Here is a 24,386-nt window from a genome sequence, read left to right on the forward strand (position 1 = left end):
CCAAATCAGACGGCGGAATTGAATATTTGTGACATGAAAACAACAGCTGTTCCGTCAAGAGCGCCAGCCTCAAGACTGGCGTCCGCGCACCGGCATGCTATAGAGCAATAAGATAAAGACGCGTCGGAAACCGGCGCTAAACCGCTTGGCCGGGAGCCGTTTACATGTTGTTTCGCCGTTTGATCACTCCGTTCGCCGTCGCCGCTTGTGTGATGAGCCTGGCTGCATGCGCATCACGTGGCGACAACAGTCAGGATCGTGGTCTTCTGGGCGGCGTCTTCGGCGGCGGCGGACAGGTCAGCGACGCACCTGAAGCCGGCATCGGCGTGAACAGCTTCCTGTGGCGGTCTTCTCTCGAAGTGCTGTCCTTCATGCCGCTTTCTGAAGTCGATCCGTTCGGCGGCGTCATCATCACCGACTGGTACGCCAATCCCGAGATCCAGAATGAGCGCTTCAAGGCGACTGTCTACATTCTGGATACCCGCTTGCGGGCCGACGCCCTGTCCGTTCAGCTGTTCAAGCAAGTGCGCGGCGCCGATGGCGACTGGGCGGACGCCGAGGTTGATCCTGCAACCCGGATCCAGATCGAAAACGCCATTCTGACCCGTGCACGCCAGCTGCGCATTCAGACCATTCAGGACTAATCCGCACAGATGCTGTCCTTGCGCTCCTCCCTGCTTCGCACCGGCGTTCTGGTGATCACACTGATCGGCCTGTCCGCCTGCGGCTTCAAACCGCTCTATGGCGGCGCAGGGTTCAGCCAATTGCCCGGGCTCGAAGTCAGCCGCGGTCAGGAGCGCGTGGACTATCTGATTGAAGACGCCCTGCGTGATTTTCTGGGTGATGGACGCAGTCCCTATCACCTGACTCTGACCAATGAGACGGCGCAAAGCTCACTCGGTCTGAGCGCCACGGGCATCGCTCGCCAATACGCTCTGGTCATCACGACGACGTATACGCTGACCGACGCTGCAGGCGCAGTGATCACGGAAGGCCGGCTGCGCGAAGAATCTCTCTTCGATGCAAGCTCAGATCCCTATTCGCTCGTATCCGGCGCCTCGAACGCGGAAGAGCAGGCTTCTGAGGCCATGGCGGAACGTCTGGTGCAGGAGATCGCCGTTGCGCTGCGTCAGCGCGAGGCGATTGAGCGACGGTGAAGCTCAAACCCCGCGATGCGGACCGGGCTCTGTCCAAGCCTGACGGCTCTTATTCGATCTATCTGGTTTATGGGCCGGATCTGGGCATGGTGCGCGAACGCGCCGATACCCTGGCCAAAGCGCTGGTCAAGGATCCCGACGATCCGTTCGCTGTCACTCGGCTGACCGATGATGACGTGAAAGCCGATCCCGCTGCGCTGGCCGACGCGCTTGCAGCTCTGTCGATGACCGGGGATCCGCGTCTGGTGCGCTTGCGCCTGTCAGGCGATTCTGCGCCCGTCGCCCGTCTGCTGACTGAAGTCGATGACGGCGTAACGCCGTCAGAAGCCACTTTGGTGATTGAATCAGGCGATCTGAGAAAAACCTCAAAACTCCGCAAGGCCGCGGAAGACGGCAAACGCAGCCTCGCCGCGCCCTGCTATGCCGATAATGCACGCGATCTGATCGGCCTCGCTGAAGAGATGTTTCGCGCCGAGAGCCTCTCCCTGGACCCGGACGCACGCGCCATGCTCGCGCCCTTTCTGGAAGGCGATCGCGCCCTGGCGCGTAGCGAGGTGGAAAAGCTCATCCTGTATAAAGGTCTCGCCGCGCAACGCGACGGAGTACCCGCGCAGATCACCCGGCAGGATATCGCTGACATCTCGGCCGTGGGCTCAGAAGCCGCCATGGACCAGATCCTGGATCCAGCGCTCGGGGGTGATGTGCGCGCAGCGGACGCCGCCTATGCCCGCGGGCTCTCCGCCGGTCTGAACCCTGTCGGCGTGCTACGGGGCTTGCAACGCCGCATCGACCAGTTTGACACCTTCCACACCGGTGGCGGCGATGCGGGCGCTTTGGCTCGGGCGGGCGCTCCGCGCTTTGGACCGCCAGCAGACCAGTTCAAACGGTCAGCGCGACTATGGACCGGACGGCGTCTGGACCAGGCGCGTAAATATGCCTTTGACGCTGAACGCGCTGTCAAACGTTCGGGCGCCCCGGCCGAGGCCATTGTCGGGGATCTGATCTTGCGCCTGTCACGCGCCGCCGCAAATGCGCGTCGATAAGTGATTTTATTACAGTTACTTATGGAAAAATTTTGCTGAGAGCGCCTGAAATTTCAATCGGCGTATCTGTCTACGGATCAAGCGCTCTCAGCGAAATGGAAATTCAGGTTAATAGGCGCCTGATCCGGTCTGGCTGAGTCGACGGCACACATCATCAAGTTGCTCGAGGCTGGAAAAGCGGACACGCAGCTCGCCTTGCTCGCCCTTCGCCTTGATCTCGACCGCCAGGCCAAGCCGGCTGGAGAGATCCGCTTCGAGCGCCCGCGTATCCGCATCTTTGGGCTGGGACCCGCTGGACGCCGACTTGCGCTCCGGCGCCTGGCCTGAGGCGTTCCGCGCCAGAGCTTCCGCAGCGCGCACTGACAAGCCGTCACGAATGATCTGTTCGGCCAAGGCTTCAGGATTGGGCGCTGTGGCGATAGCGCGCGCATGCCCGGCGGTCAGACTGCCAGCCTCCAGATGCGCAAGCACCGCTTTGGGCATCGCCAGAAGTCGCAGGGTGTTCGCCACATGAGCGCGCGACTTGCCGACCGCCTTGGCCACGTCTTCCTGAGTATGACCAAACGTCTCCACCAGTTGACGGAAGGCGCGCGCCTCTTCGACCGCATTGAGATCCGCCCGCTGGACGTTCTCGACGATCGCGATTTCCAAGGTTTCGCGATCGGTTAGCTCACGAACCAGACACGGGACTTCATGCAGCTGCGCGCGCTGCGCCGCCCGCCACCGGCGTTCACCGGCGACAATCTGGTAGCGCTCGGTCTCACCCGACATCGGACGCACCAGGATGGGCTGGAGCAGGCCTTTCGTCGCGATGGAGTCACTCAGCTCGGCCAGATCAGCTTCGGTGAAGGTCTTGCGCGGCTGGTCAGGATTGGGCTGAACCAGTTCCACGGGCAAGATCTGCACCCCGTCCCGGCTGGAGCTGGACCGCTTGGCGTTGGCGGTGTCCGCGCGGATGGCGTCCGCCTCTTCCCCTTCGCCCAGCAGGGCGGACAGACCTCGGCCCAGACCGCGGCTCGGCTTGCGTTCGTCTGCACTCATGCCGGGGTCAGCGCGTCAGCTGCGCGCCGCTCCTGCTTGACCACTTCACTGGCCAGTTTGAGATAGGCCTGCGCCCCGGCGCATTCGAGATCGTACAGCAAAACCGGTTTGCCGAAGCTCGGCGCCTCGGACACCCGAACATTACGCGGTATGACCGTCTTGTAGACCTTGTCTCCGAAATGCTCACGCACATCGGCGGCGACCTGAGATGAGAGGTTGTTGCGGCGGTCATACATTGTCAGGACAACACCTTGTATTTCCAAGGTTTTGTTCAAGTTTCCGCGAACAAGATCAATCGTCCGCATCAGCTGGGTCAGACCTTCCAGCGCAAAGAACTCCGTTTGCAGCGGCACCAGCACGGAATCGGCCGCCGTCATGGCGTTCACCGTCAGAAGATTGAGAGAGGGCGGGCAGTCGATCAGGATGTAATCGCAATGCTCGCCCATGCCTGAGAGCGTCCGGCGAAAACGGTCAATCGCATGCCGCAACCGATAGGAGCGACGCGGCGCATCCGACAGTTCAAGCTCGGCGCCCGACAAATTCTCATCAGAGGGAATGATCGCCAGGCCCGGCACATCCGTGTCGATCAAAGCGTCCTGCAACGGACGCTCATCAACCAGCACGTCATAGGAGGTTGCTCGCCGGTCTGCACGAGAGACGCCCAGACCCGTGGACGCGTTACCCTGCGGATCCAGATCGAGGACGACAACCCGTTGACCGATGGCGGCGAGCGCCGTGGCCAGATTAATGGCGGTCGTGGTCTTGCCCACGCCCCCCTTCTGGTTCGCGACGGCGATAACCTTGGGCGGCGCGATGCGAGAGCTTTCAGACACGAGCAAGTCCCCTGATTTTAAGAATAGCGGCCTCGGGCGATGTACGGCTCGGCAAGACCTCTGCCTCAAAAGTCCAGCTTTTCCGCGCCTCGGTCAATTCCTCATTATACCGTGCGCCCTTCGGAAGCAGGGCTACAGCCCCTTTTTCCACAAATGGATGGACATAGCCGAGCAATTTGCCCAAAGGCGCCATGGCGCGGGCGGTGACGACATCCATTTCAGGGACAGGATGGATCGATTCCACCCGGTCTGCACGCGCAATCGCGGGGGCTTTGGTTTCCCGGATGACCTGGTTCACGAACGCCATTTTCTTGGCGACAGAATCCACCATCAACACATGGCCCGCCTCAACACCACGCTCCATCAAGCCGAAAGCGATGGCGAGACCCGGAAAACCCGCCCCGGCGCCCAGATCCGCCCAGCGGGCGGCGCCTGGCATCAACTCCAGCACCTGCCAGCTATCCAGCGCATGACGATGCCAGAATTCGGCCAGCGTCCCCCGCCCCACCAGATTGGTGTGGGCGCTGGTCTCTTCCAGAAGCCGCCGCCAGGTTTCGAACCGCTCCAGTGTTTCACGTGAAACACCGGTTTCAGCCTGAAACTGCTCAGGCCCGTAGCTCATCTCGCTCATGCGCTCTGCGCCCCGGCCGTCCGACGTTTCAGATGCGCCAGGAGCGCCGTCAGGGCGCCAGGCGTAACGCCTTCAATACGAGCCGCTTGCCCCAGCGTGGCAGGGGTCGCCGCAATCAGCTTTTCACGTACTTCATTGGAGAGCCCGCCCACGTCCGAATAGTCAAAGCCGGTGGGGATCCGAACGCCTTCATCGCGTTGGAACGCAAGAATGTCCAATTGCTGACGCTCGAGATAGCCATGATAGACCGCATCGATCTCGATCTGCTCAGCCACACGCGGCTTGATCTCGCTCAATTCAGGCCAGATCGCCGCCATATCACTCCAGCCAATATCGGGATAGCTCAGCAATTCCATCACAGAGCGCCGTTTGCCGTCCTCATTGACCTTGATGCCATGACGTTTGGCTTCCGCCGGCGTCAAAGTGAGATCCGTCGCCATCTTCCGAGCCTGAGCCAGATCGGCCTGACGCTGACGCCAGGATGTTTCACGTGAAACACTCACAGCGCCCAGCGCAATCGCCTTGTCGGTCAAGCGCTGATCGGCGTTATCGGCTCGCAAGGTCAGGCGGTATTCGGCCCGCGACGTGAACATGCGATAGGGTTCGGTCACGCCTCGGGTGATCAGATCATCGATCATCACGCCGATATACGCCTCTGACCGATCGAGAATAAAGGGCTCAGACCCTGAAGCTTTCAGCGCAGCGTTGAAACCCGCCATCAAGCCTTGAGCCGCCGCTTCTTCATATCCCGTGGTGCCATTGATCTGACCCGCCAGGAACAGGCCCGGCATGGCCTTGATCTCCAGCGTCGCGCTCAGCTCGCGTGGGTCTACATAATCATACTCAATGGCATAGCCGTATCGGCGCACCTTGACCTGTTCGAGCCCCGGAATGGTGCGCAGAAAAGCGTCCTGGACCGCATCGGGAAGCGAGGTGGAAATGCCATTGGGATAGACCGTGTCGTCATCGAGCCCTTCCGGTTCCAGAAAGATCTGGTGCTGGCTTCGGTCTGCAAACCGCACGACCTTGTCCTCGATCGAGGGGCAATACCGTGGTCCCCGTCCCGAGATCGCCCCGCCATAGACCGCGGACTGGTCCAGATTGTCAGCAATGATCTTGTGGGTCTCTTCAGTGGTGCGCGTGATGCCGCACGCAATCTGCGGCACCGTGATCGCATCGGTCAGGAAAGAGAACGGCACGGGGGTCTCATCCGCCGCCTGCATCTCCAGCGCCGCCCAGTTGATGGTCGAGCCATCCAGGCGCGCGGGCGTGCCCGTCTTCAACCGCCCAAGTCGCAAGCCCAGACCATAGAGCGTTTCAGACAGGCCATTCGCCGGCGCTTCGCCATGTCGGCCCGCCGGGATGCGCTCATGCCCGCGATGAATGACGCCTTTCAGAAAGGTGCCCGTGGTCAGAACCACTGCGCCTGCGCGATAGGCGCGCCCCTCCCCGTCAATGACGCCGCGGCACTGCCCGTTCTCGATGATCAGGTCTTCCGCCGCAGCCTCGACGATGGAGAGATCAGACTGTGAAGCGAGCGCGGCTTGCATGGCTTCGCGATAGAGCTTGCGATCAGACTGGGTGCGGGGCCCGCGCACCGCCGGACCTTTGGAGCGATTGAGCAGTCGGAACTGGATGCCAGACGCATCCGCCACCCGGCCCATCACGCCATCCAGCGCATCCACTTCGCGCACCAGATGCCCTTTGCCCAACCCGCCAATAGCCGGGTTGCAGGACATCTCGCCTATGGTCGACGCCTTGTGGGTCAGCAAAAGCGTGCGCGCGCCCAGACGAGCCGAAGCGCTGGCCGCCTCACAGCCCGCATGGCCGCCGCCGATAACAATCACGTCCCAGGGCTGCGCCTGGGCTTGGATCTGATCAAGTCTCATGGGTCAACTCTCAGGCGCGGGGTCTCTGCGTCGCGCCGGGCCGCTTACATAGGGCGCCGGGGGTAAGGAGTCGAGATGATGTCAGATTTTCAAGGCCTGAAAATGGCGCCTATTTGCCAATGCAGAACTGGCTGAACACCCGGTCGAGCACGTCTTCCACGTCGATGCGTCCCGTCAGGCTTTCCAGCGCCCGCATCGCCAGATGCACATCGCTGGCCGCAAGCTCCGGCGCCCGTGACAGCTGTCCCCGGGCCGCGTTCAGATGGTCAAGAGCTCGCTCCACCGCCTGACGATGGCGGGCGCGAGACAAGGCTGGCGCCTCCCGGCGGCTCAATCGCTCTATGACCTGACGCTCCAACCAGCCTTCCAGGGCTGACAATCCCTCGCCGGACTTCGCACACAACTTGAACCGGGTCATACCCAGCTCATCTGATAGATGAAGCGCCTGTCCCTGATCCATCTTGTTCAGGATCAGGGCATCATTCGTACGCAGCGTTCCCAGCAACTTGTCGGGACGTGTTTCACGTGAAACATCGACGACGCCGAGCCGAAGATCCGCACGTTCCGCCCGTTCGAGCGCACGCCTGATGCCCTCCGCCTCCACCTGATCGGCCGCGTCTCTCAAACCCGCCGTATCTGCGATGATCACCGGAAACCCACCCAGAACCAGACGCACTTCAACGACATCGCGCGTAGTCCCTGGAATATCGGTGACGATGGCCGCATCTCGACGCGCCAGGGCGTTCAGCAAGGTGGACTTGCCCGCATTCGGTTCGCCGATCAGCGCGATGGAGAACCCTTCACGCACACGCTCTCCCCGCCGCCCATCATCAAGATGCCGGGTCAAAGCCTGGCTGAGCGCCTCAAGCGGAGGACCCGCCGTATCTGACAAGGTGTCCGGCACATCCTCTTCGTCCGGGAAATCCACCTCCCCCTCTATGGCGACGAGGACCGAGATCAATTGTTCGCGCCAGTCTTCGTACAGGCTACGCAGAGAGCCGGTCATCTGGGACAAAGCCTGCTCTCGCTGACCTTCGGTTTCTGCGTCAATCAGGTCAGCAAGGCCTTCTGCCTCGGTTAGATCCATCTTCCCGTTCTGGAAGGCGCGGCGCGTAAATTCTCCGGCTTCAGCGGGTCGTGCGCCCAAGGCCATCAGGCAGTCCGCCAGCGCTTCAATGACCGCTGACCCGCCATGGACATGAAACTCGGCGCAATCTTCGCCGGTGAAGCTGGCCGGGCCTTCAAACCAAAGCGCCAAACCCTGGTCGATGACCGCGCCGCTATCGGATCGGAACGCCCGCAAGACGGCCAGACGCGGCTTGGGTCGCGGCAAGCCCGCGACAGCGTCCAGCACATCTCCTGTCCGGGGCCCGCTCACACGGATCACCGCCACGCCCGCGCGACCCGGCGCGCTCGCCAGTGCAAAAATCGTCTCAATCATGAAGGCGGTCAGCTCTTGTCAGATCCGGAGCTCCGGCCAGAGGCGGCCTGGCCCATCAGACCCATCATCTGTTTTTGCCACTCGCCTCCCATGGTCATCCAGGAGCGCATCAGGGCGTCAGGCTCCATGGCGTCCATATTGGCTGACATGCGCTTGCTCATCTCTTCGACAAGCTGAGCATTGAGCCCCGTGACATCAGGCAGGCCCATAAAGGTCCGCGCCTCTTCCGGAGTGCATTCGATATTGATGTTGACCTTCATGGGGGCCTCGCCTCAGTCTCGCCGCGCAGCGGGCGAAGAATTCATCGCCTCACTGTACGCCTCCATGCGGCACATGACAAAGCCAGGCTGCCGCACCCGCTCAACACGCAAGGAGACTCGTCTCATGGCAGGATCAAACATCATCATTCATGGCCCCGACGGCGACTTTTCCGCATATCAGACCGGTGAAGGCCCCGCCCTGATCGTTTTGCAGGAAATCTTCGGCGTGAACGCCGTCATGCGAGAGCTGTGCGACGATTACGCCGCTCAGGGCTTCACGGCGATCTGCCCTGACCTGTTCTGGCGGATCGAGCCTGGTATTCAGATTACGGACAAAACCGAGGAAGAGCTGAACCAGGCGTTTGATCTCTTCGGCAAGTTCGATGTGGACGCCGGAATCCGCGACGTCGCCGCCACCATCGCCCAGCTGAGACAGAACGGCGCCCCCAAGGTCGGCGCGGTCGGGTACTGCCTGGGCGGTCAGCTCGCCTATCTCACTGCATGCCGTACAGATGCGGACGCGTGCGTGGGCTATTACGGGGTCAACATCCAGAACCTGCTCTCAGAGGCGCCGTCGATTTCTCATCCGCTCATGCTGCACATGGCTGGCCAGGATGAGTTTGTGCCGCCCGAAGCCCAGGCCCAGATCCAAGAAGAGCTGTCCCGGCATGGACTTGTCACGATTCATCATTATGCAGAGCGTGATCACGCCTTCGCCCGGCCCGGTGGCGCTCACTATCATGCCGAAGATGCGGCTCTCGCTAATGCAAGATCAATCAACTTCTTGAATGATCAACTGAAATAGGAAATTTTCCATGCGCTTCCTCTTTGGCGTCAGCCTCTTCGCCCTCGCCGCTTGTTCCGCGCAAGCGCCGGCGCCCGAGCAAGCCGCCGAACCAGCGACGCCGTCCGAGCTCAACGCGGCGCATGCCGAAACCGCCGCAGCGGATCTGTGGCTGACCGGCGTCGATCTGCCCGCCTATCTCGACTGCGCGCGCGAGCAAGGCGTCACCTTGCTCCAGGCGCACCGCACGGGCGATCGTCCGGGCGCGGCGGAAAACTCAATCGGCGCCATGCAGGCCTCGCTTGATGACGGCGCTCTGTTCATGGAAATGGACGTGGCCAAAACTGCGGACGGCGTATTGATCCTGATGCATGACGACACCGTGGACCGCACCACCAACGGAACCGGCGTCGTCACCGAGATGACCTATGCCGAGATTTCAGAGCTGCAGCTCGTCGATGTGGACGGTCAGGTGCTGGATGAAAACGTGCCCACTTTCGCCGATGCACTGAGTTTTCTGGACGGTCGCGGCTTCGCCCAGGTCGACCTCAAGGACACCAGTTTTGAAGAGATCAGCGAAACCCTGGTCGCGGCGAGCGCCGTTGATCGCTCTATCGTCATCACCTATTCGATCGAGGATGCTATCTTGCTCGCCAACCTCCTGCCGGATGTCGTCCTGTCAGTGGGCGCGCGCGACGCCGAAGATCTCGAACGCCTCGAACAGGGTGACGTAAACTTCGACCTCGCGACGATCTGGCTGGGTGTCGGCACAGGGAATCCTGAATGGGATGCTGAGCTCGCCCATCTCGGGATCGAGACAAGCTTCGGTGATTTTGGCGGCGAGCGGAATGGCACGGTGGACTATCAGCTGCTCAGCCGAAACGGCGCGGAAGTGATCTCGGTGGACGATGTTCCAGCCGCCGCTGCAGCGCTGAACGCCGATGAAGCGTCACGGGCTCTGCTTGAGGCGTGTCCAGCGGCTCAGGGCTAGGCTCAAACCTGTTGGACAAGAAAAAAGCCGGCGAGATCTCTCGCCGGCTTTTTCATGCTCAATCCGCGCTGGCGCGCTGCCAGGCTGGACGGGTCCGCAAGCGATCAAAATACGCGTTCACCGCTTCAGGCGCGCCATCAAACTGTTTCACGATCTTCAGAAGATAAAACAGATAGCCCAAGGCGATGTCAGCGGCCGTAAACCGATTGGCCGCCAGATACTCCCGACCATCACCCAGACCGCGCTCAGCAATCAGCTTGAACTGCTTGTCGAGTTCCATGCGCGCCCACTTGGCGAGTCCTGGATTACGCTGTTCCTCAGGCAACAGCGTCGTATGCGCCAAGGTGAGATTGACCGCCATGGACATGGTGCCCTCGCTGAAATGCATCCATTCCAGATAACGGTCATAGTCAGGCTCGTCCGGCGTCACAGCGAGCTCGGTGGGCCCGTATTTGGTGACGAGATATTCCACCATGGCGACCGATTCCAGCATCACACGATCACCGTCCGTCATTGCAGGAATTTTCTGCATGGGATTGATCGCCTTGAAGTCTGCTCCGCCCATATTTCCGCGCTGGTTTGCGGTGATGGGACCAAGATTGACCAGCGTATGCGGCAAGCCCATTTCCTCAAGACACCAGCGGACGCGGACGGAGCGGGACATGGGCGCGTGATAAAGGGTGATATTCGGTTCAGACATGGGTTTTCTCCCCGATACTTTAGCTTTTAAGCATTATCCATATCCCATCATCCAAACGCTAGCCCCAAACGCAAACGGCCGCCCTGAAGGGCGGCCGCTGGAACACACAACACCTTGAACTATCAGGTGTTCATAGAGTCATAGAACTCTTCGTTGCTCTTCGTTTCCTTGAGCTTGGAGAGCAGGAACTCGATCGCGTCCTGCGTGCCCATCGGATTGAGGATCCGGCGCAACACATAGGTTTTCTGCAGATCCTGCTTGGGCACCAGAAGTTCTTCTTTACGGGTGCCGGATTTGAGAATGTCGATGGCCGGGAAGACGCGCTTGTCGGCGACTTTCCGGTCCAGGATGATCTCGGAGTTGCCGGTGCCTTTGAACTCTTCAAAGATCACCTCGTCCATGCGCGAGCCGGTGTCGATCAGCGCGGTTGAGATGATGGTCAGGCTGCCGCCTTCCTCAATGTTCCGCGCCGCGCCGAAGAAACGCTTGGGACGTTGCAGGGCGTTGGCGTCCACGCCGCCCGTCAGCACCTTGCCAGAGCTCGGCACCACGGTGTTGTAGGCGCGGCCAAGGCGCGTGATGGAATCAAGCAAGATGACCACGTCACGCTTGTGCTCGACCAGGCGCTTGGCCTTCTCGATCACCATCTCGGCCACCTGGACGTGACGCGTCGCCGGCTCGTCAAAGGTGGAGGCCACGACCTCACCCTTCACCGTGCGCTGCATGTCCGTCACTTCTTCAGGGCGCTCGTCGATGAGCAGCACCATCAGATAGCACTCGGGATGGTTGGTCTCGATGGCGTGAGCGACGTTCTGCATCAGCATCGTCTTACCGGTCCGCGGCGGCGCCACGATCAGGGCGCGCTGGCCCTTGCCCAGCGGAGAGACGATGTCGATCACCCGGCCCGACCGGTCTTTCTTGGTCGGGTCCTGGATTTCCATGTTGAACCGCTCGTCGGGATAGAGCGGGGTCAGATTGTCAAAGTGAACCTTGTGACGGGATTTCTCGGGCTCCTCGAAATTGATCGAGGAGACCTTCAGCAAGGCGAAATACCGCTCATTATCGCGCGGCGCCCGGATCTCGCCTTCCACCGTATCGCCAGTGCGCAGACCAAAACGGCGGATCTGGCTGGGAGAGACATAAATGTCGTCAGGACCTGGCAGATAGTTGGATTCCGGCGCACGAAGGAAGCCAAACCCGTCTTGCAGCACTTCCAGCGTGCCGCCGCCGGAAATCTCTGCGCCTTCATCAGCCAGAGCCTTGAGAATGGCGAACATCATGCCTTGCTTGCGCAGGGCGGAGGCGTTTTCGATATCAAGGCTTTCAGCCAGCTCCACCAGTTCGGCGGGCGACTTTTCCTTCAATTCCTGAAGCGACATGCGGCGGGTCGAATGGGACACGGCGTCGCTGCCGTCCTGCGGCTCGGTTTCAGGCGTATCGGTCATGGGTTTCTCAGACAGCTCGGCTCACAAGACCGGACACTGCAAGGGTCTTGCGAAACACCAGACGACGAACAGCGCCGGTTGCGGCGCAGATCGACTATGGAAATGGGTAGTCGGCTCAGGCGCTGTCCAGACATGAATGCTGGCGCGGCCCGAAGCCAAAAGGAGGGATCCTGTAAAGGAGTCACCTTTCCCTGCCACGAACCCGGGTCTGCGTCAATGATTTTTGAGGCTCAGAAAGGCTTCACGACAGCCAGCAGCACAATGATGATCACGAGGATCGCCGGGCCTTCATTCATGATCCGCCAGAACTTTTCAGAGCGAGGTCGTTCGCCCTTGGCGAATTTCTTGGCGCTCGCCGCATAAAATCCGTGAATGCCGGACATCAACAGCACCAGCAACAGTTTGAAATGAAACCAGCCCTGGCTGAACAAACTCGGATTTGCGGCGATCATCACAATCGCAAGAACCCAGACCGCAATAAGGGCCGGGTTGAGGATGATCTTGAGAAGATTGCGTTCCTGGATCAGCAACGCCCCTTCCAGCTCCCCCGCCGTCTGGGCCTGATGATGATAAACGAACAGACGCGGCAGATAGAGCATGCCCGCCATCCAGAAGATCACCGCGATGATATGCAGCGCCTTGATCACCAGATAGCCGGTGGAGCCTGGAAGAATGAAATCCATTACGCCGCAACACCCTGTTTCAGACCCGCTTCAAGACACGGGCAGCGTCCGAACTTGCCCGGACAGATCGGTTTGCCCTGAGGCGGCTTGAGGCCGTTGCCGCCTTCAAGTGCTTCTAGCGTAATCTTGGCGAGCGCTGCAATGAAATCAGGCTGATCGCCCAGCGCCGGCACCCGGTCATAGCCGCGTGCGCCATGCTCTTCGGCAAGCTCGGCATATTCCTCATCAAGCTCGACCAGGGTCTCAATGTGCTCGGACACAAAAGCGATCGGGGTCAGAAGAATGTGCTTGTCATCCTGACAGGCGCGTTCGATGGCTTCTTCCGTGGACGGTCCGATCCATTTGAGCGGACCGACGCGGGACTGAAAACAGATCTCGTGGTTTTGCAGGTGTTCAGGCAGGCGCGCATTCACCTGGGCCACGGTCTGCTCGACCTGCCATTGATAGCTGTCGCCCTTCTTGATGATGGTCTCCGGCAGACCATGCGCCGAATACAGCACCCGCGTATTGTCTGGCTTACCGGCTTCGTCCCAGGCCTGTTCGATCAGCCTGGCGTGAGCGGTGATGAAATCGGCCTCTTCGGGATAACAACAGATCGCCCGCGCTTCAGGTCCGCCCGCATCCTTCCACGCTTTCAGCGATGAGCCGGTCGTGGTCGTGGAAAACTGCGGATAGAGCGGCAGAAGCACAATTTCATCAGGATCATAGGCTTTCACCGCCTCAACCGATTCCGCAACGAAGGGATGCCAATAGCGCATGGAGAGGAAACAGCGCACCTCGTCGTCTTCCCCCAATCGCTCTTGCAGAGCGGCGGTGAGAGCGGTCGCCTGTTTCTGGCTTTCCGGCACGATGGGCGATCCGCCGCCCATCTTGGCGTAGTTTTCCGTCGCTTCCTTGGTCCGGGTCGTGGAGATGAACCAGGCCAAGGCTTCTCGGATCAGGCCAGGCGCGCCGATGATTGCGGGATCCCTGAACAAATTGCGCAGGAACGGCCGCACATTCTCGGGCTTGTCCGGGCCGCCCAGATTGAACAGCACCACTGCAATACGCCGCGCCATGACCTTACTCCTGTCTGAAATCAACGCCGCCGGAATGGCTTAAGCCTTGAAACTCCGCACCCGCTCAATCAGCCGGGTGACGTTTTCAGGCGGCGTGTCGAGATGAATGCCGTGTCCGAGATTGAACACATAGGGCCGACCCGACCATGCGGAAAGGAGACGATCAATCTCTGAATCCAGCATGGCGCCGCCTGCGCGCAGCACCGCCGGGTCCAGCTGGCCTTGCAAGACAAGGTTCTTCGGGAAAGCCTCACGCGCCCAGCCCGTATCCACGCCATGATCAAGGGCCAGGCATTGCACCCCGGTTTCACGCGCATAGCGAATGGCTTGCGGACCGGCGCCACGTGGAAAGCCGATGACGGGCAAGTCCACGCCCATTTCACGCAAACGATCGATGATCAGCTTGGTCGGCCTGATGATCACCCGGTCAAACAGGGGATCAGGCAAGCCCTCCGCCCAGGAATCAAAGAGCTTGAGCGCATTTGCGCCTGCATCGGCCTGCGCCTTGAGGTACTGCGCGCTCGCTTCGGCCAGCAGGTCCATCAAAGCGTCAAACTCGGCGGCCTGGCTCCAGGCGAGCGTTCGGGCCTTGAACCGGTCCTTTGATCCGCCGCCCTCGATCATATAGGTGGCGACCGTCCAGGGCGATCCGGCGAAGCCGATCAGGGAGCAGGTGTCAGGCAGACCGGCGCGGACTTTGCGGATGGTCTCGCTGACGGGCTTAAGAACCTCTTTCGCTCTTTCGACAGACAGCGAACCTATATCTTCAAGCGCCAGCGGCTCCAGTTTCGGCCCTTCGCCTTTTTCAAACCAGACTTTTTGGCCCAGTCCGTAAGGGATCAGCAGAATATCGGCAAAGACGATTGACGCATCAAAGCCGTAACGGCGAATAGGCTGCAAGGTGACTTCAGCGGCGGCGTCAGGGTTCAGGCAGAAATTGATGAAATCAGGCTGTCCTGCCCGAACTTCACGATATTCAGGCAGATACCGTCCCGCCTGACGCATCAGCCAGATTGGCGGGGGAGAGACGGTTTCGCCGGCCAGGGCGCGCAGGAAGGGCTGGTTCTTGTCAGTCATTGATAGCTCTCTTCAGCGCCGGGGTTTGAAGGTTATCCCCGGTCAGGTCAGACCCGGTCATACCTTTCTTTTAATTTGAATCAAAAGAGGGGGTGATAGTAGAGGCGCCCATAACGTGGATAAGTGCGACGCATCAACGCTGGCGCCAGCTTTCCACAGGGTGTGAGCATGGGTCATCCACGGTCTGACTTTTGTATCATAATGAGACGTTAACTCATTTTTTACCTTCGTTAACATTGACCTGTGCGAGTGTGTGGTGGCGGAGGGGGAAAAAACCGGGTCCCGGACTCAGGTAATTATCGACAGACCGCAGGCAAGTTTCGATCTGTTTATGCCCATGTGTGAATGAGTGGGCGCCAAATGGGCGCCGACGAGATCCTCGCTCGGTCTTGTCCCCATTCACTTTCATGCCGTGGACAAGCAGACAGGGTTATTCACAGCTTGCGCGCAACAAGCTACCGATGGGGGATGAGGTCTGCTGAGGAGCCGCGCATGCCCCGATCCGGCGATATCGGAATCTATTTCCACGTCCATATGATTTCCGATTCCACAGGGGAAACCCTGATGGAGGTGATGCGCGCTTCGGTGGCGCAGTTCCAGAATGTGAGGCCCATCGAGCATTTGTTTGCTCTGGTGCGTTCTCCGCGCCAACTCGAGCGGGCGCTCGAGCATATTCAGGCGTTTCCCGGCATCGTCATGTTCACCCTGGTGAACGCGGATTTGCGCCGGGATCTGGAAGACGCCTGCGCGTCCATGGGCATGCCTGCGCTGGCGGTTCTTGATCCCATTCAGGCCACCATGTCGAGCTATCTGGGTGCGCCGGTTCAGGGCAAGGCGGGCGCGCAACGCGTGCTGGACGCCGACTATTATCGCCGGATAGAGGCGATGAACTATTCCATGGCTCATGATGATGGTCAGGGGGATGATCTCGCCAGCGCCGATGTGATCTTGCTCGGCGTGTCGCGCACCTCGAAAACCCCGACCAGCATCTATCTGGGCCATCGCGGCGTGCGCACCGCCAATATTCCTCTGGTGCCGGGCGCGCCTTTGCCGGAAATCCTGTACCGGCTGAAGAAACCGCTGATCGTGGGCCTCACCGCCTCGCCCGAGCGCATTATTCAGATACGCCGCAACCGGCTGTTGAACCTGAAAGAAGACCGCTCCACCGATTATGTGGACGAGGAGACGGTGAAAGAGGAGGTCATTCACGCCAAGCGTCTGTTTGCACGCTATAACTGGCCGTCGATTGACGTCACCCGTCGCTCGATTGAAGAGACCGCGGCGAAGGTTCTCAACCTTCTCAATGATCATAAATCCAAATTCTGAGGCGCTTACATGAGCTTCATTCTCGCATCAGGGTCGGCGTCACGCCGCGCCATTCTGGAAAACGCCCAGCTCAACTTCGAAATTGATCCCGCTGATATTGATGAGGGCGCGGTCAAAGACAGTTTTGAAGGCGATCCTGCGGCGCTGGCGTTAAAACTCGCTGAGCTCAAGGCGTTGGAAGTCTCCAGACGACGGCCGGGCGCGCTGGTGCTGGGCTCTGATCAGGTGCTGGAGTTTGACGGCGTCGCCTATGACAAGGCGCGTTCGGTTGAAGAGGCTGAAGCGAGGCTGCGTCAGCTGCGCGGCGGCGCACATTATCTTCAGGGCGGAATCGCCCTGGCGCGAGATGGTGAGATCGTCTGGCGACATCAGGCTCGATCAATTCTGGTGATGCGCGATTTTTCCGATGAGTTCCTGGCATACTACCTTGAGAATGCTGGGGAGATTCTGACCAAGGGCGTGGGGTGCTACGCCTATGAAGGGCTGGGCGCGCAATTGTTTGAGCGCACTGAAGGCGACTATTTCGCCATTCTGGGCTTGTCGCTCCTCCCGGTTCTGGACGCGTTGCGCCGTGAAGGCGTTGCGGCGCGCTGACATGGTGAGTGACTGGCCCAAAGCAGCCGTAGTGGGATGGCCGGCGAAGCATTCGCTGTCTCCGTTGATCATGAAGACCTGGCTCGATGAAACAGGCCAGCCCGGCGATTACGTCATCATTGAATGTGAGCCGGATGCGTTCGCTGAAGCGGTCCGCGCGCGGTTTCATGCGGGTCTGGTGGGCGTCAATGTCACCATCCCGCACAAAGAGGCGGCCTTGCAGGCCGCTGATACCTCCAGTGATGCGGCGTGCGCCATAGGAGCAGCGAATGTGCTGGTCTGGCGTCAGGGCCGCATTGAAGCGGACAATACCGATCATGTGGGGATCGCCCGCGCCCTTGAATCAGATTCAGGTTCAGGACCTGCCGTTCTGATTGGCTCCGGTGGAGCGGCGCGCGCCGCTTTGTATCATCTCAAATCCCAGGACCGTGAAATCCGTATTCTCAATCGTACGGCGGATCGTGCGAAGGCTTTGGCGCAGGATTTTGGTCTGACGGCGGAGATCTATGCGCTGGACGATGCCGCGGCGTTTGAAGGCGCAAGCCTTGTCATCAACGCGACATCCCTGGGCATGACCGGCCAGCCGCCCCTGACTGTTGATCTGTCAGCGACAGCGAGCGACGCGCTGGTGTTTGACATGGTCTATGCGCCGTTGAAGACAGAGCTTCTGGTGCAGGCCGAGCAGCTGGGCCGGCGCACCACTGATGGCCTCATCATGCTGGTGGGACAGGCGCGCCCGGCGTTTGAAGCGTTTTTCGGCGCTCCGGCTCCTGCACATGACGAGGTGCGCGGGGCTTTGCTGGCGGCGTTGGAGCAACGGGCATGATCGTTCTGGGCCTCACAGGATCCATCGGCATGGGAAAATCCACCACCGCCACCCTGTTCGCCGAAGAAGGCGTGCCGGTGTTTGATGCGGACGCGGCGGTGGCGCAGATGTATCTCCCAGGCGGCGAGGCGGTCCCCTTGATCGAGCACGCGTTTCCGGGCTGCACGTCGGACAGCGCAGGGGTGGATCGCGTCAAGCTGAGCGCGGTATTGCAGGCGGATCCGGCGAAATTTGAAACGCTGAACGCGATTGTCCATCCCCTCGTAGGGGCGGCGCGTCGCCGGTTTTTCCATGAGGCGGAACAGTCTGGCGCTGAAATCGTGGTGCTCGATGTGCCGTTACTGTTTGAAACCGGGCAGCATGACCAGGTGCATCATGTGGTGGTGGTCTCGGCGCCCGAAGCGGTTCAACGTGAGCGGGTTCTGGCGCGTGAGGGCATGAGCGTGGACAAGTTTGAAGCCATTTTGGCGCGGCAGACGCCGGATGCGGAAAAACGGTCCCGGGCTGATCATGTGATCGACACCAGCCAGGGCGTTGAGTTTGCGCGCGACCAGGTGCGCGCGCTGCTGGATCAGCTCAAAACGGATGGGGCCGCGTCATGAGCAAGCGCGAGATCATTTTCGACACCGAGACGACAGGTCTGGACCCCAGAGGCGGTGATCGCATCACCGAGCTGGGCTGCGTGGAGGTGATTGACCTCATCCCGACCGGCAAGGACTTGCGCATCCTGATCAATCCCGAGCGCGACATCCCCGCCGAGGTGACCGCCGTGACGGGTCATACCCGCGAAATGCTCAAAGACGAGCCCGTCTTCATCCAGATCGTCGATCAGTTCCTGGAGTTTATCGAGGACTCAACGCTGGTCGCACATAACGCCATGTTCGACATGGGCTTCATCAATATGGAGCTGGAGCGTTGCGCCCGGCCGATCATCCCCAAGTCACGCTTTATCGACACCGCCGCCATGGCGCGGGCGAAGTATCCCGGCTCACCGGCAAGTCTCGACGCCTTGTGCAAACGCTTTGACGTCTCGCTCGACAGCCGCACCAAGCACGGGGCGCTGATCGACTCCTACTTGCTGGCGGAAGTGTATCTCGAGCTCAATGGCGGACGTGAGCAAAGCTTGAGCTTTTCAGGGTCTGACGGCGGCGACGGCAAAGTGGTCTATCCCGTGCGCACGCCGCGGCCGAAATCGCTCAAATCCCTGGTCTCTGAACAAGAACGGGCCGCCCACGCCGAGTTTATCTCGGAGATGGACGACCCGCTCTGGCAGTCTCTGGGTCTGCTCAAGGCTGACGCCTCGGCAGAGTAAGGCTTGGTCTTAGGCGTCAGCCGGCGGGGTCGCCGGCGCGCCTTGCTGGGCCTGGGCGCGCTGAGCCATTTGCTGGCGGTAGAGCGCGGCGAAGTCGACCGGCTCCAGCATCAGCGGCGGGAAGCCGCCATCGCGGGTGGCGTCAGACAGGACGCGGCGAGCGAACGGGAAGATCAGACGCGGGCATTCGATCAGCAAGAAGGCTTCGCGCGCTTGCGCATCCACGTTCTGGATCTGGAACAGGCCGGCATAAGTCAGCTCGACGATGAAGACCGGGTTGGAGTCGCGCTGGGCGCGGGCGCCGATGATCAGCTCGACCTCGAACATGTCGCCGCCCATATCGCGGGCCTGAACGTCCACGCTCAGATCGATATTGGGCTGTCCGGCGCCGCGCAGGCTGTCTGGCGCGCCAGGATTTTCAAACGACAGGTCTTTGACATACTGTCCCGCCACACGGATGGCGGGAGGCATTGGCTGTTCGCCGCCTTGCGGCGTGGCGGGCGCGTCGGTCATGATGAGTTTACTCAGGTTTTGATCGGGACCGCGCAGGCTGCGCCATCCCGTAACAGACTAAGGGTGAAGCGGGGCGCGTAGCATGCGCACGCGTATGCGGCAAGCTCAACCCCCCGCGTGACGCGGGCGGTCATAGCCCCTATATCTGAAGGCCAACGCACTCAAACCTGCGCGAGCGCCCCTTATGGACATTCTTCAAATCCTGTTTTTCGCTGGCCTGGCCGTGTTCCTGGGCGTGCGCCTGTACATGGTGCTGGGCAAGCCGTCGGGACGAACGGCGGAGGATGTGGAACGCGAACAGCGTGAGCGGGCTGAAGCCGCCGGCGCCATGCCGTCTCCGCCCTCCATGCGCCCGCCACAAGAAGATACGCCCTTCGCTGCGAGTTTTTCCGGTCCGGCGGGCGAGGGTCTGACCCAGATCGCCCGGCATGATCCCAGCTTTGACCCCAAGGAATTCACCAAAGGCGCCAAAGCGGCCTATGAAATGATTGTTTCGGCTTACGCCAAAGGTGACCGCGAAGCGCTTCAGCCGCTTTTGTCAGATCGGGTGATGAAAGCCTATGATCAGGCGATATCGGCGCGTGAAGACCAGAACCTGACGATGATCACAGAGATCGACCGGATCAAGTCCGCCGAGATTTCTGAAGCCTCTCTTAACGATAATCGGGCCAAGGTGAAGATCGCCTTCTCCGCCGAGCTCGCCAGTGAAACCCGCAATGCTCAAGGAGATGTGGTGGAGGGAGACCTCACCACTCTGAAAACGGTCGATGAGATCTGGAGCTTTGAGCGTGACGTCACCAACGACAACCCCAACTGGCGCCTGTCCGGGGTCAAGCCCGCTTAAGCTGGCCGGGCTTCTGGCCCTGTTAGTCGTGGCTGCGTGTTCCAGCGGACCGGGCGCGCCCTCACCCGCTCAACCTGGCCAGACGGACCGCCCCGGCGGTTTTCCGCCGCGCCCGGCGGTGAGTTCAGTGACGCTTCATCCGGTGCCGTTCTCTTCGGTTGAGGGCTGGCATCGCGTGGATGCGCAAGCGGCGCTCTCTGCTTTTGTGCGGTCATGCGAGCGTATTGAAGATCGACCAGACCGCGATCCGATGAATCCGCGCGTCAGCTATGCCGGCTCTGCAGGCGATTGGCGTTCGGTCTGCTTGCAGGCGGCGATGATCGCGCCCCTGCAGCCCGATGCAGCCAGCGCGCGCGCCTTCTTTGAGCGCAGCTTCACGCCGGTCGAGCTGGATGGCGCAGGACGGCTGACCGGGTATTACGAGCCTGTGGTCGAGGTCAGCGCCTCGCCGACGCCGGAGTTTTCGATGGCGATCCGGGGATTGCCAAGTGATCTCCTGACCGGGGATCTGGGCCAGTTCATCGCCGGACTCGAAGGCCGCCGCGTCGTCGGCCGGGCCGCCGATCGCGAGTTCGTGCCGTATCAGTCGCGCGCCGAGATCGAAGCGCAAAACCTCGGCGTGCCACTGGCCTGGGGCCGTCCGATTGATGTCTTCTTCTTGCAAATTCAGGGCTCGGGCCGTCTGCACTATCCGGACGGCTCTGAAGCGCGGGTGCGGTTCGCGGCGCATAACGGCCGGCCCTATGTGTCGATCGGGCGTATCCTGATCGATCGTGGTGAATTGTCTGAACACAACGCCTCCAAACAGGATATCGAGAATTGGCTGCGCCTGCGCGGGCCGCAATCCTGGCGTCCGCTTTTTGATGAAAATCCGCGCTATGTCTTTTTCACCCTCGATAGCCTTGATGATCACACCGAAGGTCCGATCGGCGCGCAAGGCGCGCCTCTGACGCCGATGGCGTCGATTGCGGTGGATGCGGCGCACCACGCCTGGGGTGTGCCTGTGGTGGTGAATGCGCGACTTCATGGCGCGCCAAACTGGAGCGGGCTGGTGATCACCCAGGACGCTGGTGGCGCGATTCAGGGTCCGGTTCGGGGCGATCTGTTTTTTGGCTGGGGCTATGAAGCGGGCGAGCGCGCCGGGCGGCAGAATGATCCGAATGCGCGCTGGACGCTGCTTTTGCCGAATGAGCTGGCGGCGCGACAGCTGCGCTGATGGCGAAGCGGCGCACTCCACGCGGGCTCAAGCCTGAAGAGCGTGAGCTCTGGACCCGGTTTGCGCGCGGGGTCAAACCGCTGGATGCAGAGCGTCTGAAACGGCTGGAGCGCGAGGATGTCGAGCCGCCCAAGCCCAGCGCTCCGCCCATCCCGCAGGTCGAACCGTTGAAATCAGGCGCTTTGCAGCGCGATCTGATGCGGGAAATGGCGCAGCGCCCCGCAAGGCGCACCCCTGTGGACCGAACGCCGGAAAAGAAGGTCCGCCGCGGTCAGGTCGAGGTCGAGGCGCGTCTGGATCTTCACGGCATGACCACGGCCAGTGCGCGCCACGCGTTATTGGGGTTTTTGCATCGCTGCCGCGGCAAGGGTTTTCGGACGGTGCTGGTGATCACCGGCAAAGGCGCCGGCGCCCGGGCGCTCGATGACCGCCGGTTCCAGCCCTGGGACCCTGAGGAACGGGCTCTGCCTGGCATATTGCGCCGGTCCTTCACCCAGTGGATGCGCGATCCAGACTTTGCCCAGCTAGCGTCCGGCTTTGCCGAAGCGAGCCGTAAACACGGCGGCTCGGGGGCGTTCTATGTGATGCTGAGACAGCGATAAATCTTAGCATATTCAATCAGGTATATTCCTAACTAAGTTTTTAGTTGATAGCAGGGCGGGCCCATGCGATGACAAGAAAAACTAAGGAATACGTTGATGGCCAGACCTGCCTCCCCGACCCTGACCGAAGCCGAACACCGCATCATGAGTGTCTTATGGACGCGCGGTGAAGCCAGCGTCCGTGAGCTGACGGATGCCTTGGAGCCCGCTTACGGACTCGCCTACACGACCGTACTGACCACGGTGCGGATCATGGCGGACAAGGGTTATGTCAGTTTCCGCAAGGAGGGCCGGGCGCATATCTACGCGCCGGCCTTGTCTCAGGAGGGGGCTCAGCGCACAGCGCTCGGTTCGGTTCTGAAATCCTTTTTTGGCGGCTCGCCCCAGCAGCTCGCTCAGCATCTGATCGCAGACGAGGCTTTGACCCTGGATGATATCGACGCCTTGCGCGACGAACTGCTCAAGCAGAGTGCGCAGAAAGGCGGCGACGCATGATACTCGCCCTTTTCCAGTCGGCCCTGTTCGTTCTGATCGCGTCGACGGCGTTCAGTCTCAGCGTGTTCGGCTTTGACCGCCTCGCGCCGCAATTCCGTATCCGGGAACGTCATGACCTGGCGCTGGCGGCGGTCTTCACCGTGCCGATCATTTTTCTCATCGCGATGACGCCAGCCCGACAAGGCGCCGTTGAAGCTTTCAACGTCAGCTCGGCGGTGGTTGAGCCTGTAGCCGTGATCCCGCCTGAGACACTGGCGTCGCTCCCCGCGTCTGAATGGGTGTCACACGATCAGGGTCTGAGCGTGTCTTTCATCCTGACAGGTCTCGGATTCGTGTTGGTGTTTGTTTGGATGATCGGGCTTGTCTGGGCAGGTCTTGGTTTGATGCGGGATTTGTGGAACCTGAACCGGTTGACCGGTCGGGCGGTTCCAGTGTCGTCAGAGCTGCCCCTGTCTCACCGCGTAGTGCTGAAGACCAGCGCGGACGTGCTTTCTCCCATGGTGGCGGGATTTGTACGTCCGGTGATCTTGATTCCTGAAGGCTTTCGCTTCGATGAAGCGGGTGAAGCCGTACTCGAGCACGAGATCGCCCATATCCGCCGCCATGACGCCATGACGGGGCTTGCCCAGCGGATTATCGCCAGCGTGTTCTGGTGGGCGCCAGGCGTGCACCATTTGAACCGCCATGTGCGAAGCATGCGTGAAGCCCTCTGCGATCAGGCTGCCGTGCGCACCCAGGGCAAGCCTTTGGTGCTGGCTCACGCTCTTTTGGATGCGGCGCAAAAAGCTGTGCTGGCGCGTCCTCTGACGCTGGCCGCCCAGCCGCCGCGCAAGTCTGAATTGAGGTTTCGTGTGAATGCTTTGACCCAAGTGCGCGCGGAATCCGTGCGCCGCTCCTTTCTGAACCTGATGATCGCTTTGCCGGTGCTGATCATTCTGGCGACCCTGCTGACGCCACGTGTGGGTGCGCTCGATTTGCTGGAATCGCCACTGATACAGGCCGTGCGCCAGGGCGATGTCGCTACGCTTGAGGCTCGGCTTGAGCGCGGCGCGGATGTGAACCGCATCTGGCCTACCGATGGCACGGCGCTGATCGAGGCGAGCCGCCGGTCTGACGCTGTCATGGTCGCCCTGTTGCTGGACGCGGGCGCCGAGCCTGATCTCGTCACCCGTCAGTCCGGCACAGCCCTGATCGCCGCCGCCCGGGCCGGCAGTCTTGATGTGGTGGACCTGTTGCTGGAGGCGGGCGCGCACATCGATCTCGCTGCGCCGCAGAACGGGTCCCCGCTCATCAATGCAGCGCGGGGCGGCCATGTCGATATCATGACCCGGTTGCTGATGTCCGGCGCTGATCCGAATGGATATGTGCCGAGCGACGAGACGCCGCTGATCAATGCGGCGGCGGCCGGACAGATCGGCGCGGCCGAGCTTTTGGTGAACGCCGGAGCGGATGTGTCCCTGACGGTTCCGGCGGCGCCCGGAGATTTCGGCGGACCCTATCGCTCCCCGCTCAGCGAGGCCAAACGTTATGAGCAGACGGCGATGGAAGACTGGCTTGTGGCCAATGGCGCCCGACACCAACCGCCTCAGATGAACTAAACCTCTCTCATAACAACAAAAAACACA

General features: G+C 60.9%; 27 protein-coding genes. 15 read left to right on the plus strand and 12 right to left on the minus strand.

Features of this window, described 5'->3' with window-relative positions; translation table 11 throughout:
* Positions 1–164: 164 nt before the first annotated feature.
* The 3 genes from G405_RS0107155 to holA are packed head-to-tail and all read left to right on the plus strand — an operon-like array spanning position 165 to position 2,200.
* The gene (locus G405_RS0107155) at positions 165–644 is read left to right on the plus strand and encodes a DUF3576 domain-containing protein (RefSeq protein ID WP_022700833.1); all 480 of its coding nucleotides are present in this window, start codon (positions 165–167) and stop codon (positions 642–644) included.
* Between the two features lie 9 nt (positions 645–653).
* Positions 654–1,157, plus strand: a complete 504-nt coding sequence (gene lptE, locus G405_RS16455) for an LPS assembly lipoprotein LptE (RefSeq protein WP_022700834.1) — start codon at positions 654–656, stop codon at positions 1,155–1,157.
* A complete protein-coding gene (gene holA / locus G405_RS0107165; RefSeq protein WP_022700835.1) occupies positions 1,154–2,200 on the plus strand; it encodes a DNA polymerase III subunit delta in 1,047 nt (348 codons plus the stop codon). Before lptE ends, holA begins: the two co-directional genes overlap by 4 nt.
* 108 nt (positions 2,201–2,308) lie before the next feature.
* Here holA and G405_RS0107170 read toward each other — a convergent pair whose 3' ends face one another.
* The 6 genes from G405_RS0107170 to G405_RS0107195 form a co-directional block, all read right to left on the minus strand.
* Positions 2,309–3,241 carry a ParB/RepB/Spo0J family partition protein gene (locus G405_RS0107170; protein ID WP_022700836.1) on the minus strand — a complete coding sequence of 311 codons (933 nt, stop codon included), beginning with the start codon at positions 3,239–3,241 and terminating at the stop codon, positions 2,309–2,311.
* A complete protein-coding gene (locus tag G405_RS0107175) occupies positions 3,238–4,056 on the minus strand; it encodes a ParA family protein (RefSeq protein WP_040705353.1) in 819 nt (272 codons plus the stop codon). The genes G405_RS0107170 and G405_RS0107175 overlap by 4 nt, the downstream gene beginning before the upstream one ends.
* Positions 4,057–4,066: 10 nt before the next feature.
* A complete protein-coding gene (locus G405_RS0107180) occupies positions 4,067–4,705 on the minus strand; it encodes a 16S rRNA (guanine(527)-N(7))-methyltransferase RsmG (protein ID WP_022700838.1) in 639 nt (212 codons plus the stop codon).
* Positions 4,702–6,594, minus strand: a complete 1,893-nt coding sequence (mnmG, locus tag G405_RS0107185) for a tRNA uridine-5-carboxymethylaminomethyl(34) synthesis enzyme MnmG (protein ID WP_022700839.1) — start codon at positions 6,592–6,594, stop codon at positions 4,702–4,704. Before mnmG ends, G405_RS0107180 begins: the two co-directional genes overlap by 4 nt.
* A 109-nt stretch (positions 6,595–6,703) precedes the next feature.
* Positions 6,704–8,035 carry a tRNA uridine-5-carboxymethylaminomethyl(34) synthesis GTPase MnmE gene (gene mnmE / locus G405_RS0107190; RefSeq protein WP_022700840.1) on the minus strand — a complete coding sequence of 444 codons (1,332 nt, stop codon included), beginning with the start codon at positions 8,033–8,035 and terminating at the stop codon, positions 6,704–6,706.
* Between the two features lie 8 nt (positions 8,036–8,043).
* A complete protein-coding gene (locus tag G405_RS0107195; RefSeq protein WP_022700841.1) occupies positions 8,044–8,295 on the minus strand; it encodes a DUF6489 family protein in 252 nt (83 codons plus the stop codon).
* Between the two features lie 124 nt (positions 8,296–8,419).
* On the opposite strand from G405_RS0107195, the gene G405_RS0107200 reads away from it, so the two are divergent.
* Both G405_RS0107200 and G405_RS16460 read left to right on the plus strand, forming a co-directional pair.
* Positions 8,420–9,100 (plus strand): dienelactone hydrolase family protein, encoded by a 681-nt coding sequence (locus tag G405_RS0107200; RefSeq protein ID WP_028284615.1) that lies wholly within the window; start codon positions 8,420–8,422, stop codon positions 9,098–9,100.
* A 10-nt stretch (positions 9,101–9,110) separates the two neighbouring features.
* On the plus strand, positions 9,111–10,070 hold the full coding sequence (locus G405_RS16460) for a glycerophosphodiester phosphodiesterase family protein (protein WP_022700843.1): 960 nt from the start codon (positions 9,111–9,113) through the stop codon (positions 10,068–10,070).
* 58 nt (positions 10,071–10,128) lie between these two features.
* Here the strand turns inward: G405_RS16460 and G405_RS0107210 are convergent, their stop codons facing one another.
* The 5 genes from G405_RS0107210 to hemE all read right to left on the minus strand — a co-directional run bounded on the left by G405_RS0107210 (position 10,129) and on the right by hemE (position 15,033).
* A complete protein-coding gene (locus G405_RS0107210) occupies positions 10,129–10,770 on the minus strand; it encodes a glutathione S-transferase family protein (protein WP_022700844.1) in 642 nt (213 codons plus the stop codon).
* A 122-nt stretch (positions 10,771–10,892) separates the two neighbouring features.
* Positions 10,893–12,149 (minus strand): transcription termination factor Rho, encoded by a 1,257-nt coding sequence (gene rho, locus G405_RS0107215; RefSeq protein WP_028284616.1) that lies wholly within the window; start codon positions 12,147–12,149, stop codon positions 10,893–10,895.
* Positions 12,150–12,445: 296 nt separating this feature from the next.
* The gene (gene hemJ / locus G405_RS0107220; protein WP_022700846.1) at positions 12,446–12,898 is read right to left on the minus strand and encodes a protoporphyrinogen oxidase HemJ; all 453 of its coding nucleotides are present in this window, start codon (positions 12,896–12,898) and stop codon (positions 12,446–12,448) included.
* Entirely contained in the window at positions 12,898–13,956 is a 1,059-nt protein-coding gene (gene hemH, locus G405_RS0107225; protein WP_022700847.1) for a ferrochelatase, read from the minus strand. Before hemH ends, hemJ begins: the two co-directional genes overlap by 1 nt.
* A gap of 39 nt (positions 13,957–13,995) precedes the next feature.
* On the minus strand, positions 13,996–15,033 hold the full coding sequence (gene hemE, locus G405_RS0107230) for a uroporphyrinogen decarboxylase (RefSeq protein WP_022700848.1): 1,038 nt from the start codon (positions 15,031–15,033) through the stop codon (positions 13,996–13,998).
* A 492-nt stretch (positions 15,034–15,525) separates the two neighbouring features.
* Between hemE and G405_RS0107235 the strand changes: the two genes are divergently transcribed.
* From G405_RS0107235 to dnaQ, 5 genes are read left to right on the plus strand one after another with little or no spacing between them, the layout of a single operon-like run.
* Entirely contained in the window at positions 15,526–16,359 is an 834-nt protein-coding gene (locus tag G405_RS0107235; protein WP_022700849.1) for a pyruvate, water dikinase regulatory protein, read from the plus strand.
* Between the two features lie 9 nt (positions 16,360–16,368).
* Entirely contained in the window at positions 16,369–16,953 is a 585-nt protein-coding gene (locus G405_RS0107240; protein WP_022700850.1) for a Maf family protein, read from the plus strand.
* 1 nt (position 16,954) lies between these two features.
* Positions 16,955–17,779, plus strand: a complete 825-nt coding sequence (gene aroE, locus G405_RS0107245; protein ID WP_028284618.1) for a shikimate dehydrogenase — start codon at positions 16,955–16,957, stop codon at positions 17,777–17,779.
* A complete protein-coding gene (coaE, locus tag G405_RS0107250) occupies positions 17,776–18,381 on the plus strand; it encodes a dephospho-CoA kinase (RefSeq protein ID WP_022700852.1) in 606 nt (201 codons plus the stop codon). The genes aroE and coaE overlap by 4 nt, the downstream gene beginning before the upstream one ends.
* Positions 18,378–19,091: a DNA polymerase III subunit epsilon gene (gene dnaQ, locus G405_RS0107255; protein WP_022700853.1), complete on the plus strand. Its 714-nt coding sequence runs from the start codon at positions 18,378–18,380 to the stop codon at positions 19,089–19,091. The genes coaE and dnaQ overlap by 4 nt, the downstream gene beginning before the upstream one ends.
* A 9-nt stretch (positions 19,092–19,100) precedes the next feature.
* Here dnaQ and secB read toward each other — a convergent pair whose 3' ends face one another.
* The gene (gene secB, locus G405_RS0107260) at positions 19,101–19,604 is read right to left on the minus strand and encodes a protein-export chaperone SecB (protein ID WP_022700854.1); all 504 of its coding nucleotides are present in this window, start codon (positions 19,602–19,604) and stop codon (positions 19,101–19,103) included.
* Positions 19,605–19,788: 184 nt separating this feature from the next.
* On the opposite strand from secB, the gene G405_RS0107265 reads away from it, so the two are divergent.
* From G405_RS0107265 to G405_RS16465, 5 genes are all read left to right on the plus strand, one after another.
* On the plus strand, positions 19,789–20,448 hold the full coding sequence (locus G405_RS0107265) for a Tim44/TimA family putative adaptor protein (protein WP_022700855.1): 660 nt from the start codon (positions 19,789–19,791) through the stop codon (positions 20,446–20,448).
* Positions 20,449–20,575: 127 nt separating this feature from the next.
* Complete coding sequence (gene mltA / locus G405_RS0107270; RefSeq protein WP_233346007.1) at positions 20,576–21,664, plus strand: murein transglycosylase A; 1,089 nt, start codon at positions 20,576–20,578, stop codon at positions 21,662–21,664.
* Positions 21,664–22,266, plus strand: coding sequence for a Smr/MutS family protein (locus tag G405_RS0107275; RefSeq protein ID WP_022700857.1), 603 nt, complete (start codon positions 21,664–21,666; stop codon positions 22,264–22,266). The genes mltA and G405_RS0107275 overlap by 1 nt, the downstream gene beginning before the upstream one ends.
* A gap of 96 nt (positions 22,267–22,362) precedes the next feature.
* Entirely contained in the window at positions 22,363–22,761 is a 399-nt protein-coding gene (locus G405_RS0107280; RefSeq protein ID WP_022700858.1) for a BlaI/MecI/CopY family transcriptional regulator, read from the plus strand.
* Complete coding sequence (locus G405_RS16465) at positions 22,758–24,359, plus strand: ankyrin repeat domain-containing protein (protein WP_022700859.1); 1,602 nt, start codon at positions 22,758–22,760, stop codon at positions 24,357–24,359. Before G405_RS0107280 ends, G405_RS16465 begins: the two co-directional genes overlap by 4 nt.
* The last annotated feature ends 27 nt before the right edge of the window (positions 24,360–24,386 follow it).

Origin of the sequence: Oceanicaulis alexandrii DSM 11625, from assembly GCF_000420265.1 — a bacterium.
Taxonomy (GTDB): domain Bacteria; phylum Pseudomonadota; class Alphaproteobacteria; order Caulobacterales; family Maricaulaceae; genus Oceanicaulis; species Oceanicaulis alexandrii.

Bases quoted from the DNA above. Each gene is read 5' to 3' on its own strand.
- aroE (WP_028284618.1), top strand. From the start codon at position 16,955: ATGGTGAGTGACTGGCCCAAAGCAGCCGTAGTGGGATGGCCGGCGAAG.
- G405_RS0107155 (WP_022700833.1), top strand. From the start codon at position 165: ATGTTGTTTCGCCGTTTGATCACTCCGTTCGCCGTCGCCGCTTGTGTG.
- rho (WP_028284616.1), bottom strand. From the start codon at position 12,149: ATGTCGCTTCAGGAATTGAAGGAAAAGTCGCCCGCCGAACTGGTGGAG.
- mnmG (WP_022700839.1), bottom strand. From the start codon at position 6,594: ATGAGACTTGATCAGATCCAAGCCCAGGCGCAGCCCTGGGACGTGATT.
- mnmE (WP_022700840.1), bottom strand. From the start codon at position 8,035: ATGATTGAGACGATTTTTGCACTGGCGAGCGCGCCGGGTCGCGCGGGC.
- G405_RS0107265 (WP_022700855.1), top strand. From the start codon at position 19,789: ATGGACATTCTTCAAATCCTGTTTTTCGCTGGCCTGGCCGTGTTCCTG.
- dnaQ (WP_022700853.1), top strand. From the start codon at position 18,378: ATGAGCAAGCGCGAGATCATTTTCGACACCGAGACGACAGGTCTGGAC.
- G405_RS0107210 (WP_022700844.1), bottom strand. From the start codon at position 10,770: ATGTCTGAACCGAATATCACCCTTTATCACGCGCCCATGTCCCGCTCC.
- lptE (WP_022700834.1), top strand. From the start codon at position 654: ATGCTGTCCTTGCGCTCCTCCCTGCTTCGCACCGGCGTTCTGGTGATC.
- G405_RS0107200 (WP_028284615.1), top strand. From the start codon at position 8,420: ATGGCAGGATCAAACATCATCATTCATGGCCCCGACGGCGACTTTTCC.
- G405_RS0107180 (WP_022700838.1), bottom strand. From the start codon at position 4,705: ATGAGCGAGATGAGCTACGGGCCTGAGCAGTTTCAGGCTGAAACCGGT.
- G405_RS0107235 (WP_022700849.1), top strand. From the start codon at position 15,526: ATGCCCCGATCCGGCGATATCGGAATCTATTTCCACGTCCATATGATT.
- G405_RS0107240 (WP_022700850.1), top strand. From the start codon at position 16,369: ATGAGCTTCATTCTCGCATCAGGGTCGGCGTCACGCCGCGCCATTCTG.
- G405_RS0107195 (WP_022700841.1), bottom strand. From the start codon at position 8,295: ATGAAGGTCAACATCAATATCGAATGCACTCCGGAAGAGGCGCGGACC.
- G405_RS0107170 (WP_022700836.1), bottom strand. From the start codon at position 3,241: ATGAGTGCAGACGAACGCAAGCCGAGCCGCGGTCTGGGCCGAGGTCTG.
- G405_RS16465 (WP_022700859.1), top strand. From the start codon at position 22,758: ATGATACTCGCCCTTTTCCAGTCGGCCCTGTTCGTTCTGATCGCGTCG.
- coaE (WP_022700852.1), top strand. From the start codon at position 17,776: ATGATCGTTCTGGGCCTCACAGGATCCATCGGCATGGGAAAATCCACC.
- G405_RS0107275 (WP_022700857.1), top strand. From the start codon at position 21,664: ATGGCGAAGCGGCGCACTCCACGCGGGCTCAAGCCTGAAGAGCGTGAG.
- G405_RS0107280 (WP_022700858.1), top strand. From the start codon at position 22,363: ATGGCCAGACCTGCCTCCCCGACCCTGACCGAAGCCGAACACCGCATC.
- hemE (WP_022700848.1), bottom strand. From the start codon at position 15,033: ATGACTGACAAGAACCAGCCCTTCCTGCGCGCCCTGGCCGGCGAAACC.
- G405_RS16460 (WP_022700843.1), top strand. From the start codon at position 9,111: ATGCGCTTCCTCTTTGGCGTCAGCCTCTTCGCCCTCGCCGCTTGTTCC.
- secB (WP_022700854.1), bottom strand. From the start codon at position 19,604: ATGACCGACGCGCCCGCCACGCCGCAAGGCGGCGAACAGCCAATGCCT.
- hemJ (WP_022700846.1), bottom strand. From the start codon at position 12,898: ATGGATTTCATTCTTCCAGGCTCCACCGGCTATCTGGTGATCAAGGCG.
- hemH (WP_022700847.1), bottom strand. From the start codon at position 13,956: ATGGCGCGGCGTATTGCAGTGGTGCTGTTCAATCTGGGCGGCCCGGAC.